General features: G+C 49.5%; 17 protein-coding genes. 8 read left to right on the forward strand and 9 right to left on the reverse strand.

Annotated elements, in window-relative coordinates:
* Positions 1–4: 4 nt before the first annotated feature.
* Together ACXAFR_RS01565 and ACXAFR_RS01570 are read left to right on the forward strand one after the other, a co-directional pair.
* Entirely contained in the window at positions 5–1,036 is a 1,032-nt protein-coding gene (locus ACXAFR_RS01565; RefSeq protein WP_475171167.1) for a methyltransferase, read from the forward strand.
* Positions 1,033–2,328: an MFS transporter gene (locus tag ACXAFR_RS01570; protein WP_475171169.1), complete on the forward strand. Its 1,296-nt coding sequence runs from the start codon at positions 1,033–1,035 to the stop codon at positions 2,326–2,328. Before ACXAFR_RS01565 ends, ACXAFR_RS01570 begins: the two co-directional genes overlap by 4 nt.
* Before the next feature lie 63 nt (positions 2,329–2,391).
* Here ACXAFR_RS01570 and ACXAFR_RS01575 read toward each other — a convergent pair whose 3' ends face one another.
* The 3 genes from ACXAFR_RS01575 to ACXAFR_RS01585 are packed head-to-tail and all read right to left on the reverse strand — an operon-like array spanning position 2,392 to position 4,671.
* Positions 2,392–2,688, reverse strand: a complete 297-nt coding sequence (locus ACXAFR_RS01575) for a hypothetical protein (RefSeq protein ID WP_475171173.1) — start codon at positions 2,686–2,688, stop codon at positions 2,392–2,394.
* Positions 2,685–4,286 carry a PepSY-associated TM helix domain-containing protein gene (locus ACXAFR_RS01580; protein WP_475171179.1) on the reverse strand — a complete coding sequence of 534 codons (1,602 nt, stop codon included), beginning with the start codon at positions 4,284–4,286 and terminating at the stop codon, positions 2,685–2,687. Before ACXAFR_RS01580 ends, ACXAFR_RS01575 begins: the two co-directional genes overlap by 4 nt.
* Positions 4,287–4,338: 52 nt before the next feature.
* Positions 4,339–4,671, reverse strand: a complete 333-nt coding sequence (locus ACXAFR_RS01585; RefSeq protein WP_475171181.1) for a hypothetical protein — start codon at positions 4,669–4,671, stop codon at positions 4,339–4,341.
* Positions 4,672–4,857: 186 nt separating this feature from the next.
* Here ACXAFR_RS01585 and ACXAFR_RS01590 point away from each other — a divergent pair, with 186 nt between their 5' ends.
* From ACXAFR_RS01590 to ACXAFR_RS01610, 5 genes are all read left to right on the forward strand, one after another.
* On the forward strand, positions 4,858–5,361 hold the full coding sequence (locus ACXAFR_RS01590) for a TonB-dependent receptor plug domain-containing protein (RefSeq protein ID WP_475171185.1): 504 nt from the start codon (positions 4,858–4,860) through the stop codon (positions 5,359–5,361).
* 290 nt (positions 5,362–5,651) lie between these two features.
* Positions 5,652–6,392, forward strand: coding sequence for a HupE/UreJ family protein (locus tag ACXAFR_RS01595; RefSeq protein WP_475171190.1), 741 nt, complete (start codon positions 5,652–5,654; stop codon positions 6,390–6,392).
* 21 nt (positions 6,393–6,413) lie between these two features.
* Entirely contained in the window at positions 6,414–8,441 is a 2,028-nt protein-coding gene (locus tag ACXAFR_RS01600; protein WP_475171192.1) for a TonB-dependent receptor, read from the forward strand.
* A 13-nt stretch (positions 8,442–8,454) separates the two neighbouring features.
* Positions 8,455–9,189, forward strand: coding sequence for a DUF4198 domain-containing protein (locus ACXAFR_RS01605; RefSeq protein ID WP_475171196.1), 735 nt, complete (start codon positions 8,455–8,457; stop codon positions 9,187–9,189).
* On the forward strand, positions 9,186–9,647 hold the full coding sequence (locus ACXAFR_RS01610; protein WP_475171201.1) for a hypothetical protein: 462 nt from the start codon (positions 9,186–9,188) through the stop codon (positions 9,645–9,647). Before ACXAFR_RS01605 ends, ACXAFR_RS01610 begins: the two co-directional genes overlap by 4 nt.
* A gap of 347 nt (positions 9,648–9,994) precedes the next feature.
* Here ACXAFR_RS01610 and ACXAFR_RS01615 read toward each other — a convergent pair whose 3' ends face one another.
* The 6 genes from ACXAFR_RS01615 to ACXAFR_RS01640 all read right to left on the reverse strand — a co-directional run bounded on the left by ACXAFR_RS01615 (position 9,995) and on the right by ACXAFR_RS01640 (position 15,724).
* Positions 9,995–11,047, reverse strand: a complete 1,053-nt coding sequence (locus ACXAFR_RS01615) for a cyclase family protein (protein WP_475171203.1) — start codon at positions 11,045–11,047, stop codon at positions 9,995–9,997.
* A 37-nt stretch (positions 11,048–11,084) separates the two neighbouring features.
* On the reverse strand, positions 11,085–12,455 hold the full coding sequence (locus ACXAFR_RS01620; RefSeq protein ID WP_475171206.1) for a sigma-54 interaction domain-containing protein: 1,371 nt from the start codon (positions 12,453–12,455) through the stop codon (positions 11,085–11,087).
* The gene (locus ACXAFR_RS01625; protein ID WP_475171209.1) at positions 12,452–13,849 is read right to left on the reverse strand and encodes a hypothetical protein; all 1,398 of its coding nucleotides are present in this window, start codon (positions 13,847–13,849) and stop codon (positions 12,452–12,454) included. Before ACXAFR_RS01625 ends, ACXAFR_RS01620 begins: the two co-directional genes overlap by 4 nt.
* Before the next feature lie 48 nt (positions 13,850–13,897).
* Positions 13,898–15,046 (reverse strand): iron-containing alcohol dehydrogenase, encoded by a 1,149-nt coding sequence (locus ACXAFR_RS01630; protein ID WP_475171211.1) that lies wholly within the window; start codon positions 15,044–15,046, stop codon positions 13,898–13,900.
* A gap of 231 nt (positions 15,047–15,277) precedes the next feature.
* Positions 15,278–15,583 (reverse strand): M48 family metalloprotease, encoded by a 306-nt coding sequence (locus ACXAFR_RS01635; RefSeq protein ID WP_475171214.1) that lies wholly within the window; start codon positions 15,581–15,583, stop codon positions 15,278–15,280.
* 6 nt (positions 15,584–15,589) lie between these two features.
* Positions 15,590–15,724, reverse strand: coding sequence for a hypothetical protein (locus ACXAFR_RS01640; protein ID WP_475171216.1), 135 nt, complete (start codon positions 15,722–15,724; stop codon positions 15,590–15,592).
* A 1,261-nt stretch (positions 15,725–16,985) separates the two neighbouring features.
* Between ACXAFR_RS01640 and ACXAFR_RS01645 the strand changes: the two genes are divergently transcribed.
* A complete protein-coding gene (locus ACXAFR_RS01645) occupies positions 16,986–17,570 on the forward strand; it encodes a hypothetical protein (protein WP_475171218.1) in 585 nt (194 codons plus the stop codon).
* The last annotated feature ends 5 nt before the right edge of the window (positions 17,571–17,575 follow it).

Here is a 17,575-nt window from a genome sequence, read left to right on the forward strand (position 1 = left end):
GACGATGAATTTTAAAACGCCCCATGCATTACAAGTATTTTGGGACCTTGCAGCAGCACCCGTGCAAACTCAAGCGCTACTACAGGCATTAGAAAACGGGCTTTTTTCACTGTTACAGCAGGAGTCATCATCTGCTGAGCAAATTGCAGCACGATTGCAACTTCATCCGCTGGCTACAGACGTCTGGCTGGAACTTCTCTGGAGTATGGGATTGCTGGTTCGCGAATCCCTCGAGGAATCTGCTGGCGTCGCAAGTTATCGAACATCTCCCAACGCATTAACCTTGTTTACCGACCTTACAACGGCAGATTGCTCTATGGCGTGGCGCTATCGGCAGCGTGTGCTGGCAAGCTTTGCGGATCATTGGCCGGATTATCTTAAATCTGGCTTTAGTGCGCCTTCAACCAATGCCACACAGGGAAGCTGGGCCCAGGCTGCTCGCGAGCAAATTAGCCAGGAACAGCGGGCAATCACTGTGCCCGCTGTTCTCGAAATGTTTAAACGCCTGCCAGCTTTGTCAGAACGAGGTCATTTTTTAGATCTCGGTGGCGGCCCCGGCCATGTAGGCATCGCCATAGCCCGTCAGCTGCCAAGATGGACAGGTGTCATCTGTGACCAAAAGGAAACGGCCGCAGTAGCAGCTGAAAACATCGAAGTCGCCGAGTTGTCCACACGGTTATCAAGCCTGGGCTGTGATTTGAATAGGGAGGCATTCGGTGCCGGTTACGATTTTATTTGGTGCTCTTCGGTCCTGCACTTTATCCAGCAACCTCAGACATTACTGGAGCGTCTGTTCGAGGCTTTAAACCCCGGAGGCGCTCTACTTTTGGCACATGCGGAATGCCCAGACGATGCTGAAATCGCAGCGTGGGTGCTGCCCTATTACAGCGCTATTCGTCTTCGTGGCGGTTTTCTCGCACATTCAGGCGACATTCCGCGCATGCTAACCAAGGCGGGGTTTACTGACCAACGTGCACTGGGACGGGTGGACTTCCCCATGGCTCCGGTATGGTTACACTGGGGGCAGCACCCATGAAATCACACAGTTGGTGGCCCCAACAATTGTTGATTGGCTGGCTCAATCTGATCATCACAGCGCCAGTAATCTATCTCTTCGTAGGGCTACCGTTAATTCTAAGACAACACCAGTGGTCGGGCACCGAGATTGGCCTGCTACAGTTAGCTGGCCTACCTGCCATGCTTAAATTTATCCTGGCAACACCCGTCGATCGATGGCATTTGGGGCGCGAAAAGAACGCCAGCTATCGACACTGGATGATTGTTCTCGTGAGTGGTTTCGCGTTGGTGTTGAGTCTGCTGAGTGTCAACGATCTAGAATCATCAAGTTTTTCGAGATTGTTTATTCTGGCGATGTTGGCAAGCCTGCTGGGTACTTGGGCGGATGTGCCCTTGAATGCGTTGGCGATTCAAATACTGCCGCCTTCCGAACGTATTCGAGCCGGAGTGATTCGTTCCATGGCGACATCACTGGCCGCGATCGTCGGCGGTGGACTAATGCTGGTTCTGAACGCACATTTTGGATGGTCTGCCCCTTTTATCGGTTTGGCCATCGCGCTACTGCTCAGTCTTTTGCTATTGCCAGGCATGCGAAAGCCTTCAGACCCAGACATGGGCGCAAGCAGTCCGCTGGCTGTCAGCAGACAGCCTACAACCGCTTCCAGCGTGGGATTTCGAGACTGGATCGATTACTTTCGCACCGCAGAATATCGGTACTGGGGCCTGCTATTAATCGTTTATTTTCCCGCCATCGGTGCCGCCTGGGTTTATCTAAAACCCCTGCTACTCGACCAAGGACTGCAAGCATCACAAATCGCCTGGACGATCGGCGTTATGGGCGGGTTGGTTGCCGCGCTGGCCGGAGCCTTAGCGGATACCATCATCCGAAAATTGGGTAGCGCTCAGGCGCTCTGCAGTTTCGCTTTGGGTAACCTGCTTGCCATAACCTTCTTACTACTGAGTGTCATGTACGAGCTTGGAAATCCAGTGTTGATCACCGCAGCCATGCTAATTGCGATTGCAATGGGCGCATCAGCGGGACTGTTGTTTGGATTAATGATGAACCACGCACGCCACAACCGCAGAGCCCTAGATTACGGCATTCAATCCAGCCTATTTGTCACAGCGCGGACCCTTGTGCTCATACTCTCCGGTATCTTACTGGACTCTTATGGGTACCACGGCATGCTGAGCGGATTAATCCTCTTGGCAATCATCGCCTTCGCAATCGCCTGGTACTCTCGAAACAAACTGTTTTATGCCAACACGGGAGGGAATTTCAATGAGCATCACAAACTGACGAATTCGTGAGCTTACGGTAGCTGAAATAAAAACCGCTCTAACTGGCTGATTGGGATTTTTGCTCGACAAGCGTTAATTAAGCCTGGGTTGGTTGTCGCCTTTGACAACCGGCTTACGTAATGCGACAAACCAGCCCAGTAACGACAACAGACTAAACCAGATAACAAAGCCAGAGATATCGTCAATAACAAGCAATAAAACCCCCGGCAGAATGACGAAGACCGCCATGAGCACTTTCGCCAGACTCGAAGCGGGAGGCTTAGGTGCTAGACGAAACGCTCGTCGTCTTTTCGCATTAACCGAAGCCATCCATGCAAAGCCACTGCCGCTGCATACGCAAGCTGCAAGTAAATAGACAGCTCCCATCATGTTGGCGCACGCTCTTTTTTGATGAATGTGATAGCTCGAAAACCTGGAATTTTGGCTATCCATTCGGAACCCAGGGCGACGAAACAATAGTACCCACCCGTAATAAACATTAGGAGATCCATCCCTACCACAATGCTGTTAATCTGCAATGCGTCATGCCAAAGTGGCCCACCCATAACAATCCGGATTACAGGTAGAAATAAGGTTAAGGCTCCTAATATCCCAGTAAGCGCACGTTTTAGAGTTTGTTCTTTTAGTAACAGACCCAGCACAATACTCAATATGGAAAACACAATGAAGCCGGAAGCTGTCCACCCATTGGGATCTGTACGATCATAACTTAAGAAAAAACCATAAGCCGCACCGACCAGTCCAATTGGCGTTCCATAGCCAACGATATCAACAATGCGCGCCAATCGTTGCCAGGCGGGATTTTCTTTTCTTCGCTCCAACCATAGCTGCATTCCGGAAATGGTCAGGTAGCACATGGCCAACCCCAAGCTAACCCATACAAACTTTGATATAAGTCCTGCGAAATTTCCGAAATGTAGCGGCCCCATAAGATCAAACGCCGCTGATCCGGCAGACGGTACCGTTCCCAAACTTGGCTTTGTGCCAATGTATTCCCCAGATGCACCATGAAATACATGTGTGTTGCCGTTTAAATGGCCGGAAACAGGAGGGTGAAAAATTTGAACCTGGGCATCGCCTCGCCCCCAGTGGGTTACCGAGATAAAGGTAGGAATATTACCGGCTTCCTGGACTGAACGTGCACGCATAGCATCCAAATTACCCAGTGAAGTTGGCGTTGGATTGTCCGCGTCTGGATGCCCAACCAAGGTCTCAATCATCGCCACTTGGTCGCCATTAAATGCCGTAACAGCGACAAGAGGTAGACCCAGTGCACCCGCAAAACTAAAGAAAGAGCCTGTAAACGCCAAAACAAATCCGAAGACCAATCCCCAAGTACCGGCCAATACATGCTTATCTTTCTTTTCTAAAAGTGCGCCATTAGGCCTCGGCGCTACAAATGCATCTTTAATCAAATGCCGGTGAATCAAAAGGCCGGAAACTGCCGCCACCAGCATAACCAAACCTAGGATACCCGTCGCATACAATCCCCAAGGATCTGGCGCATGTAAACTAACGTGCAAGTCAACAATGAAATGATCCAGAGCCCTGGTTGAATCCGCCGGAAAGACATCTGCCGCGTAACCTTCATGAGAAGCCACCAGATCGCCGTTGCGGGGGTCTATGACCAGCAGGCTACCGTAGTCTTCTACTTTTCCACTTTCAGGATTCTTTTGATGGGTATGAAAAAACGCCAGGATGTTACCTGCAGCATTTTCAAAAATACTGACGTCTTCTCTCTGCTCCTCAGGCACACCAAGGACGTGTTTCCGCAGTGCGACATCGAGCGGGCTTGCCATAGGTTCGGCCACTTTCGCGCCACCGACAGACCAAGCGCCAATTTCGTGCGCAAGAACCGCAACGGCACCGGTTAGAATAACAACGTATAAAAACAGCCCGAAGACCACAGCCGACCAGCCGTGTATGGCAACCAAACGCCGGGTTCTGTCTTGCGATAGCTTGATCATTTTGCCTCCCTGAAACGTGAGGATGCACCTAAGATAAGAAGATATTGCACGTTTATGCGCCCTGCATCGCCAACACGGCATTGACGACTGGCACGCCATTGGCCGCCCCAACAATCAGCATAATCATCCCCGCCCGCCAAAGCTTAGCCTCCAGCAAACCATAGAAAAACAGCAATGCCCAGATGCCGGGAAACAAAATTAATGGAAACGCAACGTGGTCAATACCGGATCTTCCTTCCGGAAACCATACTGACATGCCAGCCATCACCAACACGGACGTCAGTAGCGCCAAAGGGCCAGCGATAATCCAACGCGCGATCACTGCACCTTTCGTTGTCGATGATGCCTCTGATGTGCGGGCAGCTTTTACCTGCGATGTCGTCATGGTATTCCCTTTAACGGCCAGCCATGATTCGCCTAAGCCAGCGACTCAAGCGACTTTGCCGCGCTGCGTTTAAATCAATAGCCTTCGATGATGCGAGTTGCCAACAGAATGTCTTGTGAAAGTCGATCAAAAGATTGTACCCTACATGCAAATGGTTTTCATTAAAATTAATGAATGTAAGAGTCGATGCCACGCCTTGCCATTTCTGTTCTTGCGCCAGCCCTGCCCCTGCTCTTCATGAATTCCAGCTGGTCAGATTCATCCTACCGGGAAGCACTGGAAAAAGTTATCGTGCGTGGCCAAAAAATTGAAAACCGACTTCAGGACACTGAAGACAGTGTCGCCGTCTTCACTGCTGCATCCATCGAACAACGAGGCCTGGTAGACTTAAGCGACACCCTCAATCAAACCGTCGGCGTTGCCGGATCGGGACGCAGTTTTCGTATCCGCGGCATCGACAGTGGTGAAATTGGCACCTTGCGCAGCGTACTTGCCAGCGTCTATGTGGATGGTGTGGCGCTGTCCGGCTGGGTGAAAGCAGAAGGTCCACAGCAAATGTGGGATGTCGCTCAAGTAGAGATCTTCCGCGGCCCCCAATCGACCAGCTTTGGTCGCAACTCTCTCGCCGGAGCTATTGCCATAACGACGCAAGATCCGACCTATAAAAATGGTGCCCGACTCCAACTATGAATGGGGACAAATGGGTCAACCTCACCAGTAAGGTGTGCGTGTAGGTTATACCTTTTAGTCCAGAATACCTTTTTTATTTCCGCAGCCCCTCCTTTTAAAATCGTCAAAAGATCTGGACTTCCTTTGCTCCGATCACAATAACACGACAACAGCGAACACCGATCCATTATCGGTATTAAAAAGTCGTGTAAGAATCAGTGTTTTCGATGCTCTACGATGTACCGAATATGACCTGTTGTAAACCCGCGGCTTCTTTAACCAGGATTGTGAGCTTTGGGGCGCTTTCCATTATGGCAACGCCAGCTTTCGCTCACGATGTTAACCAAATAGCGAGAGACAAACTCGCCAACGGGAATTGGCTGGATTTCACCTGGGTCGGCGCTGAACATATGCTGACGGGCTATGACCATTTGTTGTTTTTACTGGGCGTCGTCTTCTTTCTGAATCGGCTGACCGACATTCTAAAATTCATCACTGCGTTTACTCTGGGACACACCATCATACTCCTGGGTAGTGTGCTGAGCGAGATTCAGATAACCGTCTCCCCTTATCTTATCGATGCCATTATTGCGGTTACGGTGATGTATAAGGGCTTCGAGAACCTCAATGGATTTAACAAACTACTGGGATTTCAAACGCCGAGCCTGATCACCATGGTTTTTATCTTCGGCTTGATTCACGGCCTCGGACTTGCCGCACGCTTCCAGGGTTTGATCGCGGCAGATGACCCAGGACTGTTCGCCAAAATTCTCTGCTTTAATCTCGGCGTCGAGCTGGGACAGGTTGCTGCACTATTGGTGATGATATTCGTCATTCGCGCCTGGAGGAAAACCTATATCTGGCAACCGCTCAGTCGCACGATTAACAGTCTGCTGGTTATCACAGGTTTTGTACTGATGTTATTTCAGCTACACGGTCTTACCCATCAACAGATGCTGGCCGAACATGGCCACACGCCTTCGTCCTCTGCACCATCAACAGAGAGTAGTGGCTGGCATAGTCACGGCGATGGTGTGCTGCACAAGCACTAGGATTTCTTTAAAGGACGTCACATGAACCCCACATACCCCACCGCCGCCGCGATACTCCTCACTCTAGCGTCCGAAGCTTTTGCACAGGAAATGACTCGCTCCAGCACAAACACCAACTCTGCGATTGAGGAAGTTCTGGTTAAGGGGCAGATCATGAATCAGACCGACAGCGCCTACTCTTCCAGCCGCTTCGATACCAGCAAATTGCGAGATCAGAAAATTTCAAAGCCAGAACAAATCTTCGCACAAGTTCCCGGCATGAGCGTCCGAGATTACGGTCTTGGTGGTGTCGCAAACAGTTTCACCATTCGCGGCTTTGGCGACGGTGGTCACGGCGGCGATCTCGGGGTTGTTATCGACGGCATTCCGCTGAATGAAGCTATGTCTCACGCCGACGGCTACGTCGACATGAATGTCATCGTACCCTTGGAAATCAACACAATGACGGTTTTTAAAGGCCCAGTTTCCACCCTATACGGCAATTATAATCGCGGCGGCCTCATCAAGTTTGATACGCGCAAGAGTGGCGATTATACAGAGCTGGATATCAGTGGCGGATCAGACGGTTTGCTGGATGCTCAGGGAGTCTACGGTGTGCAATTGACCGATAGCCAGCAACTGAATCTGGCTGTCCAACACCACCAGACTGACGGCTTTCGACCGCAATCCGATGGCTATCGCAATACCCTGGCCGGCCGCTACGCAATCGAACTTACAGACAAGACTCAGATTGCGTTGGCAGGACGCTGGCACGATGCCGACAGTGACAGCGCGTCGTATCTTACCGAAACCGATTATCAGCGAGATGCCTACGGGATCAACGCCAATGTCCAGAATGATGGCGCCGAAAAAACCTTTTCCACAATGCGTGTCGATGTGAGTCATCAACTGTCATCGGACTTGCAACTACTGGCTTTTGCCTATGGCACAGAACAGGATTTTACCCGCTGGTTCAGTCGTCCAGTCGGTGATGGCGTATGGCGTCAAAGAGAAGAAAGTTACGACCGGGAGGTTACCGGTTTCGGCGTAAGCCTCAATGGACAGCAGACTGTTGGCGAGGAGCAATTTACCTGGGTAGCCGGTTTGGAAACCTATAACGAATCCACCGACTACCTCTACTACGATGGCCTAGACAATCGCCAGAGAATTAGCCCTGCCGTTAATAATCGCCGCTCTGATTTAGACAGCACCTCCGCCTTTGCGGAAGTTAAAATCGATGGGCATCCGCTCTTCCAGCCGTCACTCGGTTTGCGCTACGACCGCTTCGATGGTGAATGCGTTCCACTTGGAACAGAAACCGGCACTACGCCTTGCAGCGAACTGAACAACCTCGATAACGTCAGCCCCAAGTTGGGTGTAAGATCTCAGTGGACAGACGCGTTTACCGCCAGAGCGAGCTTTTCAGAAGGCTTTGCCCTGCCGTCGGGTTGGATCAAATATCAACCGGACGCCAGCAACCTGGATCCGGTCACGTTTCAACAATATGAATTAGGCTTTAGCTGGGCACCAAATGCCAGCCTGCTGTTCGATGTCGCAGTTTTTCAAGTGGATTCTGACGGTGAAGTCAGAACAGTCGATACCGGCATTTACGAGAATTACGGCGAAACCGAAAGAACCGGTATGGAAACCACACTCTCCTGGACACCCATTTCAAGTCTGTCCCTCAGCGCTGTCTATGGACTCAACGATTCTGAAGTGGTTAAAAATTCCGACCCAGCTTTGATCGGCAAAGAAGTGGGCGGAGTCTCTGATTACTCCGCGACACTCTCCGCAGAATGGCTTCCTGTCTCCGATTGGACAGTGAGTCTCAGTTGGCGATCCGTAGGTGGCTACGCACTCAATGCCGATAACAGTGCCTACGCTGACAGCTATGATTTGATGGACATCGCTATTGACTGGCAAATGACGCCTCAGGTTTCCCTATATGCCCAGCTCGGCAATCTTACCGATGAAGAGTACGCACCTAGCCGGTTTATGTTTGGCGGTGAGAACTTATTTAGCACCGGCGCACCGCGCCAGTTAAAACTCGGCATTCAACTTTCGCTTTAACGGAAAACCCAACATGTCTAGAAATATCCGCAAAACGGTAGTGCTTTCGGCAATTACGGCCATCAGCAGCTTCCTGATCCCCCTGACCACAAGTGCACACACCATTTGGCTGGAACCCCTGGATGGCGATGAATACCGTTATGAACTGCAATTCGGTGGACACGGAGGTGAGTTAGAGGTTTATTCGGAGAAACAGATTCGTTCACTAGACGCCTACAATGATCAAGGTGTAAAAATTGACCTTGAGAAAGAGCGCGCCCGCCATGGCGAACTCAATAACCTTGTTTTCCAGCTAGCGCCGTCGACATCTTTGGTCGCGATCCACTATGACAACGGCATCTGGAGCAAAGATCCTATGGGCCGTTCTATCAACCTTCCTATGAGCCAAGTCAAAGGCGCGAGGGAAGCGACAAACGCCATCAAGTACCATAAAACCATTGTGCATTGGGCTCCAACAGTGACCCGCAGCCTGGGCCAGGTTTTCGAGGTAATCCCGCTTTCTGATCAGCAGCCCCAGGCAGGAGTACCAATGAAAGTGAAAGTCCTGTTAAATGGAGAACCCCTGGCGAATGTTAAACTCGGTCACGGTGAAGCCGGTGACGCAGGAGAAACCGACAGCTCTGGAATTGCCAGTTTTATGCCGCAGCCAGGCTTTAATCATCTTTGGGCGGGCAAACGATTTGCTGTAGACAAAACCGACTATACCGAACTCAGCTATGAATACCTGCTGGGCTTTGATGCGAAATGATTTTGCCGACGCCATCACGACCAACGCTTACGGTTGTCACGTTACTACTTGCTCTTGCCTGCACGGAGACCTTGGCTCACGGTATCGACTTGCAAACCAACGCGGTATTAACACCTGAAGGTTGGATCATTGAGGGACAGCTTCGTTATACCGATGACAGCAGCGCCGCTGGAGACTATGTGCAAGTTGAGCCTCTGACAGATCCTGCAAGCTCTACCCTGGCACTGCAGACCGACAGCAAAGGACATTTTCGCCTTCCTGCTCTGGCCGACCAGCGTTACCGAATCAGCATTGACGGCGATGAAGGCCATGGAATTGAAACGGAAGTTGTCACATCGAAACAGACTCTAGATACGGAAAACCACCACGGAGGTGCTCCGGTGTATCTGGTGATTGGAAGTTTATTGCTGCTGTCACTGATTCCAGCACATTTTATGAAAGTTAAGACGCGCCAGTGATTCATAATTCAAGCGAGATTGATGAACAGACCACTGTGTGGAGGACCGGCAGCGGACATCATAGACTTAGTGCTTTCTGGATCATCTAATTGGTTCTAAGAAATCCGCCTCAGGTCTTTGCCCCGTTAATAAGCTGGAGTAGACCGGTCAGGATTTTACCTCCAGTACGGCTTCTGACGATCATCAATGCGCTTCACCAGCGTCCGCAAATTGTCGCCTTGTACGGCAATTGCCTCTCGTTTTCCAAACTGAATTTAAGGCCGAGTAACCTATTGCCAGGGGCAGCACTCCATCAATAGCCAACTTGAGACTCTTTACACGGGCCAGATGCAGCAATCACCCTATCTTTAACGAATCACCAATGGATTCACAGGAGAACCAGTCCCGCCTTCCATCTTGAGAGGGGTCGCAGAGAAAAAGAAAGTATACTGACCATCCTCGGCACTTGCCTCCGCCAGATCATCCAACCAATAGAGCTCCGTCAACACAACCCCTAGATCACGAATTAACGCACCATGAAGCGGGATTACATAGTCCTGCCCATCCAAGTCCTGGAAGGATTTTTCTACGGCGAGGTTGTCAGCCGCGATAACTGGAATCTCCATATCAGCAATCCATTGGATCAGAGCGTCAGAATAGCAGAGTCCCGGCTCAGTGGATGCCGACCAATTTTCAGCATCTTTCTCGTCATAAAATCTCCCCATAGAGCCGGTTCGTAACACCAAAATGTCTCGCTTCTCCACCTCTACTTTTTGGGCCTTCTGAGCCGCCTTGAGATCATCTAACGTGACACATTCATTTGGAGCTAGACGATGATTGGCATCACCCTTTAAACGTCCAATGTCCAAGAGGATTCCTCGTCCAACAATGCCTTCTTCCCCCAATTTAGCAATGCTGACAAAACTGTGACCGTGAACAGAAGTATCAGACGATTTACCGTTATAGACTTGCTGTCCATACCAAGCGTGACCTAAGGCATCTACGTGGGTTGTTCCCTGCAGATAAAGAAAAACAGCATCATCAGAATATTTCATCCCACCCGGCAATGGATCGGATTTTTTCGCAGAGTAAAGCCCTTCGTCCTGAGACATAAAATGCATGACCGGAACACGTCCGGGAAACACAGGTCCAACACCATGAATCATAGGCAACTGCAACATGAATTTTTCACCCTGTTGTACTGCAGCCAGACCGCGCATTAATTGTTCTTTATCCAAATAGTTGAGAGCACCTATTTCGTCGTCATCGCCCCATTTGCCCCAGTTCTTCGGCTTATCTTCTTGCATCACCTCAATAGGCGTCGTCGCAGCAGCAACTGGTACCGCCGCTAGCATCGCGGATAAACACAGCGAAAGCAGGCTACTCTTCAAACATACGGGGGCGAAGGTGTGGTTTTCCATACTACTTCCTCTTGTTACTTTTTTTACTTTTAAGAATTCAATATCTATAGCGATCTTTGAAGGATTTTCTTTTTTTTACCAGAGTGGACTGATTGATTCCTAAGGCAGCCGCAGCAGCTCGCGTAGAGCCGTATTGACGTAATGCAGCCTCAATCAAACGCTTTTCAAGCGCGGTAACCTGGTCTTTTAAACTCGCCCCAGTATTTTCTAGCCGGGTTACATCGGGAAAGCCAAGCTCTGGAGGCAAGTCGACCAGGTCAATGTTCTCGTGGTCCGTTGTAACCACCAAACGCTCTGTAAGATTGATCAGTTCACGGATATTTCCCGGCCATGAATGCTGTAGGAGTAACTCAGCCACTTCATCGGTAATTGTTTTAGGTTGTTGGTAGGCTTCAGAAAAATGACGCAGATAATGGTGAAACAACGGTAAGATTTCGTCCTGCCGATGTCTGAGCGCAGGCAGCGTTATCGGCAATACATTGATGCGAAAATAGAGGTCCTCTCGAAAGCGGCCTTCTTCAATCGCCTCTGCGAGATCGTGGTGCGTAGCAGTTATCAAGCGCACGTTGGTTGTCTTAGCACGCGTTCCACCGACGGGAAAATACTTATTATCTTCGATAACCTTTAAGAGCTTTGCCTGCAGCGCCAATGGCAAGTCACCAATCTCATCAAGAAATAAACTACCTCCATTAGCCACTTCCAATAATCCCGGTTTGCCTTTACTGGATGCACCGGTGAAAGCTCCTGCTTCATATCCGAACAATTCTGCTTCTATCAACCCCTCGGGCATTGCCGCACAATTAAGTGCAACAAAGGGATTGGTGGCGCGTTCACTCTGCAGATGAATGTACTTGGCCAATTGTGATTTTCCGGTACCGGTTTCACCGTGAATTAGAATTTTCACGGATGTCGCGGCAGTTTTCTTGGCCAGTGAATAACATGCTTTGGTTTGACAACCGACTAATAATCCGTCGGGCACGAGCGTTGAATCTTCCCCCGCCCCAGCCTGCTCTACACGACTTAATATTTGCTCTAACTGCTGCTCCGCGTGTTTTGCTTGCAACAGCTCCGTAACATCACGAACATTCGTAACGACGTGGGTTATTCTACCCTCGCTGTCATACATGGGATTGCCACTCACTAGAATCTGTCGATCCCCCATGAGGGTCTGCACCAACGTTGCCGGTTGCCGATCTCTGATTACCTCCAAGCTAACTGATTTAGAGATATAACCGTCCCGCACGAGATCTCCTACTGGCCGTCCGACAATACGATGTCGCTGTAGACCAGTCATACGTTCGTAGGCTTGGTTGACGGTCCGAATAACCCCTTCGCCGCTGGTAATGAAGACACCATCCTGCAATGCGTCCAATACCGGCTGCAATCTATCCAAATCAATTTTATTCATTGTTTTGTTGTCGATTTGTCGTCATTGAGCTTTTGATCTTTAACAAACGTTTTATCGACTTCACCCCTGAAAAAATTAGATCCATAAATCAGCAACGTGAGCACAATGCCAATACTAAAAGCCCAGGCAGCGCCTTTTACAGTGAGAATAGCAGCGATAATACCGGCGATGCCCAAATCACGCTGGCTACGAGCCTCCATCACACCAATGCGCACACTGACAAAACCTTGGATCAATAGCGTCAGCGCTAGAGCTACCCCCAGAATAGGCTGCACCAAGCTGACAATTGGCAACAACAGTAATCCAGTATTCGTGCCCCACCGAAAAGATCCAGAGCCGCCAAAGATACTCTTCATCGCTTGGCGCCCATGCTTGTAACGCTCAACGATAACCACTTGCATTGCTGCCCAAAGGGGACCACACATGGCCACATCCGGGCCCGCAATACTCATCAACACATTACGTCCACCGAAAAGCATGTGGGCACGATTAGGATCGTAATCGATCTTTTCATCTCTACGTACTTCGTCGGCTTCAGCGAGGATAGCGCGCGATTGCAGCACATCGCCAAATACAACAATGTAGGCAGCAAGCACCGTGGGTAACGCTGTAAAGAACATTGAGAGCGGCGGCAGCCCAACGCCAAACACGGTGTACTCATTCCACATGAGTACAAAATCCGGTTTGGTAATGCCCCACTCGATAACAGGCCAGGAGGTTTCATTGACCAAGGGTGCAACAACCACGGCCAGCGCGATAATCGGAAATATTCCGAGTTTGGCAACGGTCGCCCAGATGGGACCTCGCACACGAATCTGGGCGAAGTGTCTTGAGAAAATAAGATAGAACGCTACGCCGACCGCAATACTGATCGTAATTGGATAAGTATCAAAGCGGCCGCCTTCTTTAAAAACCACCGCAACGGCAGCCAAGCCTGCACCAATAATAATTCCAGATTTAATTGCCTGCGGAATAATATGTACAACCCGCGATGCGAGACCAGTCACCCCCAGTAAAACGACCAGCGCACCTAGCATAAACTGAAAGGCAATCAGCGCATGCACACGATCCGTACCCGGTGCAAAACCTTCCACATAGGCGATTAACAAAGGTATCGCCGGGGTAATCCAACCGGGAATCACGGGATCCCCCAATAAATGATGCAGCAAATAAAGAATACCGTTAAGTATGACGATGGCGAGCGCCGCTTCAAACGGCATACCGAGTAACTCAGTCATCAACGGTATCGCCGACAGGTCGACCGCGCACATCAGCAACCCTTGCAGATAATCTGGAATTTCCAGCCGATAGTGAACAAAGGGCAGACGCAGCTTAAATGGTCCCAAGCCTAAATAAGGCGCTTCCAGGCCTTCTGTGGGGGAATGACGACTCATACAACAACTCTCTATTATTTTTGTGAGGTCTAACGGGCAGCGAAACCTCTAAAAAGCAGCTTGATATATCTTTTCGATATCTTTTTCACTCAATGTTCGAGGGTTGTTGCGCAATAGCCGAGATATTTTACTGGCTTCCTCTGCCATAACAGGTAAGTCCTCTTTTGGGATAGAAAATGATCTTAGTTGTGAGGGAATCTCCACTTGGCGACACAAATCGTCAATGGCATCAATAACCTTATCAGCAATGGACGAGCGACTTAGCCCCCGCGTTGGAATCCCCATTGCCCTGGCGACATCGTCGAATCTTTCATAACAAGCAATTACGTTCCAACGCATCACGTGGGGCAGCATGACGGCATTGCTCATACCATGAGAAAGATGGAAGCGACCGCCCAGCGGATAGGCCAATGCATGCACGGCACCAACACCTGCGTTACCAAACGCCAACCCCGCCATCAAACTGCCAGCGGCCATATCTTCCCGCGCAGCCATATCAGATCCTCTAGCATAGGCTCTAGGTAGCGCACGAAAAATCAAGCTCATCGCTTTTAACGCCAAGGTATCCGTCATTACACTAGCATTGACTGAAATATAAGCTTCCAATGCATGGACAAAGGCATCGATACCACTGGCTGCGGTCACTGACTTTGGACAGCTAGCGGTCATCTCCGGAGAGACAATAGCAACATCGGGTAATAAGCAGTCGCTGACGATACCCTTTTTCACCTGGGCTTCGGGATCGGATAATATCGCGATATTAGTAACTTCAGAACCGGTTCCCGCAGTCGTCGGAAGTACCAGTAACGGCAAAGTCCGGCTTTTCACAAGATCTTCGCCGAAAAGCTCTGTGATATCACCGCCATGTGCTATGGCTGCCGCTAAAGCCTTTGCTGAATCCATGGCACTTCCTCCACCGACAGCCACCACAGAATCGAACTCACCAAGGGAAAATTCTTGCAAACAGCGAGCGATCGACGGAATTTCAGGCTCTGGCGGAACGTCACCGTATACAAAGTACACACTATCGTGAAATTGCTGAGTGATTTGCTCTAAAGTGCCCGACTGGACGACGCCCTGATCGGAAACAATGAAGGGTTTACTGACATTGAGCCGGTGCATTTCCTGACCGAGTTTTTGAGAAGCACCGTTGCCGGTAATCAACTTATGAGCTGACTTAAACTGTGAAACTTGCATAGCACGCTGATTGACTCATTAGAAAAATTATATTCAGTCGAAGCAATGTACACGCCAAGGGCACAAAATTAATTTTTACTGCTATATCAATGAATTAAATTAAAACAACAAGCCATACGCGCTCAAATCGATTCATTTACGAATCAATGATGAATATTTTCATCACATAGATAAGAGCGAAATAATGCGTATAAGAAAAAGATCCCCTTACTTCGGACGGATTGGCCTGGATCATTGTTCACTAAGAATTCGCTCAAGCCACTCTTTAGTCGCCGGATGGGAAGAGAAATAATCCATCAGCTCACTGGAGTCCTTTTGTTCATCACCACCATGAGATTGCTGCAATCTTGACAGAATGGACGCAAAGGCATCCGGCGATATTTCCAACTGGTTAAACGAGTTCAAGGATAAGTCGTCAGCCTCCCGCTCTAAATCTCGAGAGTAAGAACTTTGCCTCAGTACGATAGGCAATGTCAGTAACATGCCAGAAAACCCTGAAGGATCCCCCAAAATACTGACGATGATGACGGTCAACAAAGAGCCTTACACCGCCACCTCAATACCCTGTCGATGGTGGATATGCTCGATTTCGTGGGCAACAACCGCCAGGAGTTCATCCGGCGTATTTCCGAGGCGGGAACCTACGTCAACCATTGCAAATGCATCGCGCTTTAACATCTCACCATCCAGACTCTGACAAATCAGATACCCGGAGGGAATAACGTGAAAACGGCAGGCGGTTTTGCGGGAGCTGCCAGGAGCTCAAACAATGCCTACTGCGGATTAACCGATGGCGAAATCCACATCAACGATATCCGTAGCTTCTCCACCCAAGCTACTGGTAGATTTGATAACTTCTTCAGCAAATGCGTTCAAATCATCAGAGGATTCCACATTCACAGTTCACATTTGCGGACAGTTAAGGACGCACATTCCGAATTGACTACCTAGTTGTCTTTGGGGCGGACGGGCTTCATGGCCACCAGTGGTCGTGTATCAACCTCTATAGATTTGATCGGATTTTTACCACGCATCAGGAACGCCACAAATATCGTAGCACGGATCCCTAAGTACTAAGATCCGCAATCCTGTTTTCTTTCACCGTCCACGTCATGATATTTCTCCACTACCTTGTAAATTTAGCTATGAGGCGAATATGAAAGTGATTCCGTCTCAACTTTTAATTCATCTCCAGGTATGGATGGATTTTGAACCCCAATATAATCTCTCGAAATTCTCGGTACTCAGCAGACTAGGCCTTGGCCCATCTACCTCCCCCCAATTCGTCTTTTTACTTTCGCTCGCAAAATGTTTTAGACGCCACCTGAAATTCTAAAGGCTAACCAAATTATTGATTGAGAATTGATAGTCGTGTCTTCTGACAAGACCACCCAAAAACTTTATTGATAACAATTATCACTTCGTGATAATTTTACCCAAATTTTGCAGATAGTATTTAAGTTTGTTCGCCATAACGATCAAACTTAAAGGAAACTTCCAACACGCGTTGAATGCTTGGAAAACTGTATTGACTGTTGTCAACTTTGCTTCTGGATAAAATAGCCAATGGCAGAGACAAGCCGACTAAATGGCTTTTTCAGCAACAGCGACAAAACACGAAAAGTAGTGACGACTTACCTGCCCGGACTACATTGCCGATTCGCCCTCCAAAGACAGAACGCCTGACCATGTTTGCAAAGAAATTTGACAGCTAAAGAAACAGGAGGTTGATAGAAGTCAATTTTATTACAGACAATAAAGCAGATTATTATTAACGAGAACTTCTGTAGTACTGCAGTGTCTTGAATGGCCAGAGTTGTTTTGCGGCGCGTACCTCGTAAGAGATCGAAATTGAACGTAACCGATTTGATAACGAGATGAAGCAACAACCGGATAACTCCGATTTGACGGCTTTTATGCTCAGCAGGAGATAGTATTTATGTCAAACCCCGACTACACCATCCCGCCCTATATGCCCGCTAGCTCCGTTGGGAATAACGGCGCCCCTGGCATGGCACCACCACCAGGCTATGCTCCCTTTCCTCCTTACCCGTATATGCCCAATCCCAATGGTTACACTCAACCTGGCTACGGCTATCCACCACCGCAGTCAGGATCATGGCCTCCTCCGTGGAACCCTCCACAATGCGGCTACAACAGCACAATGCCGCCTGGAATGGCAGGTCAACCGACACCCTTTCCTCCCGGCCCAGCACCTACCCCAGGCACTGCCACCAGCAACCTACCCCCACAGTTTGCCGAAACGCTTAATGAAATCGCCGAAAAAAATGGCCTGGGCGCTCTGAAAGAGTTTCTCAATTGGGACGATGGAGATTTTTGGAAAGGTGCCTTGGTGGGAGCGGCCGTGGTAGCGCTAATGACCAATGAAGAATTGCGCAGCAGTCTGCTGGAGGGTGCCGGAAAAGCCACGGAAACGCTGAAAGCTGCATTTGCCGGAATGCAACCCACTAGCGAAGACGCCTCTGACAATGCCGAACAACAGCCCCAAGCCACCGATGAGTAACGGAG

Source organism: Pseudomaricurvus sp. ABR4_320 (assembly GCF_056159445.1).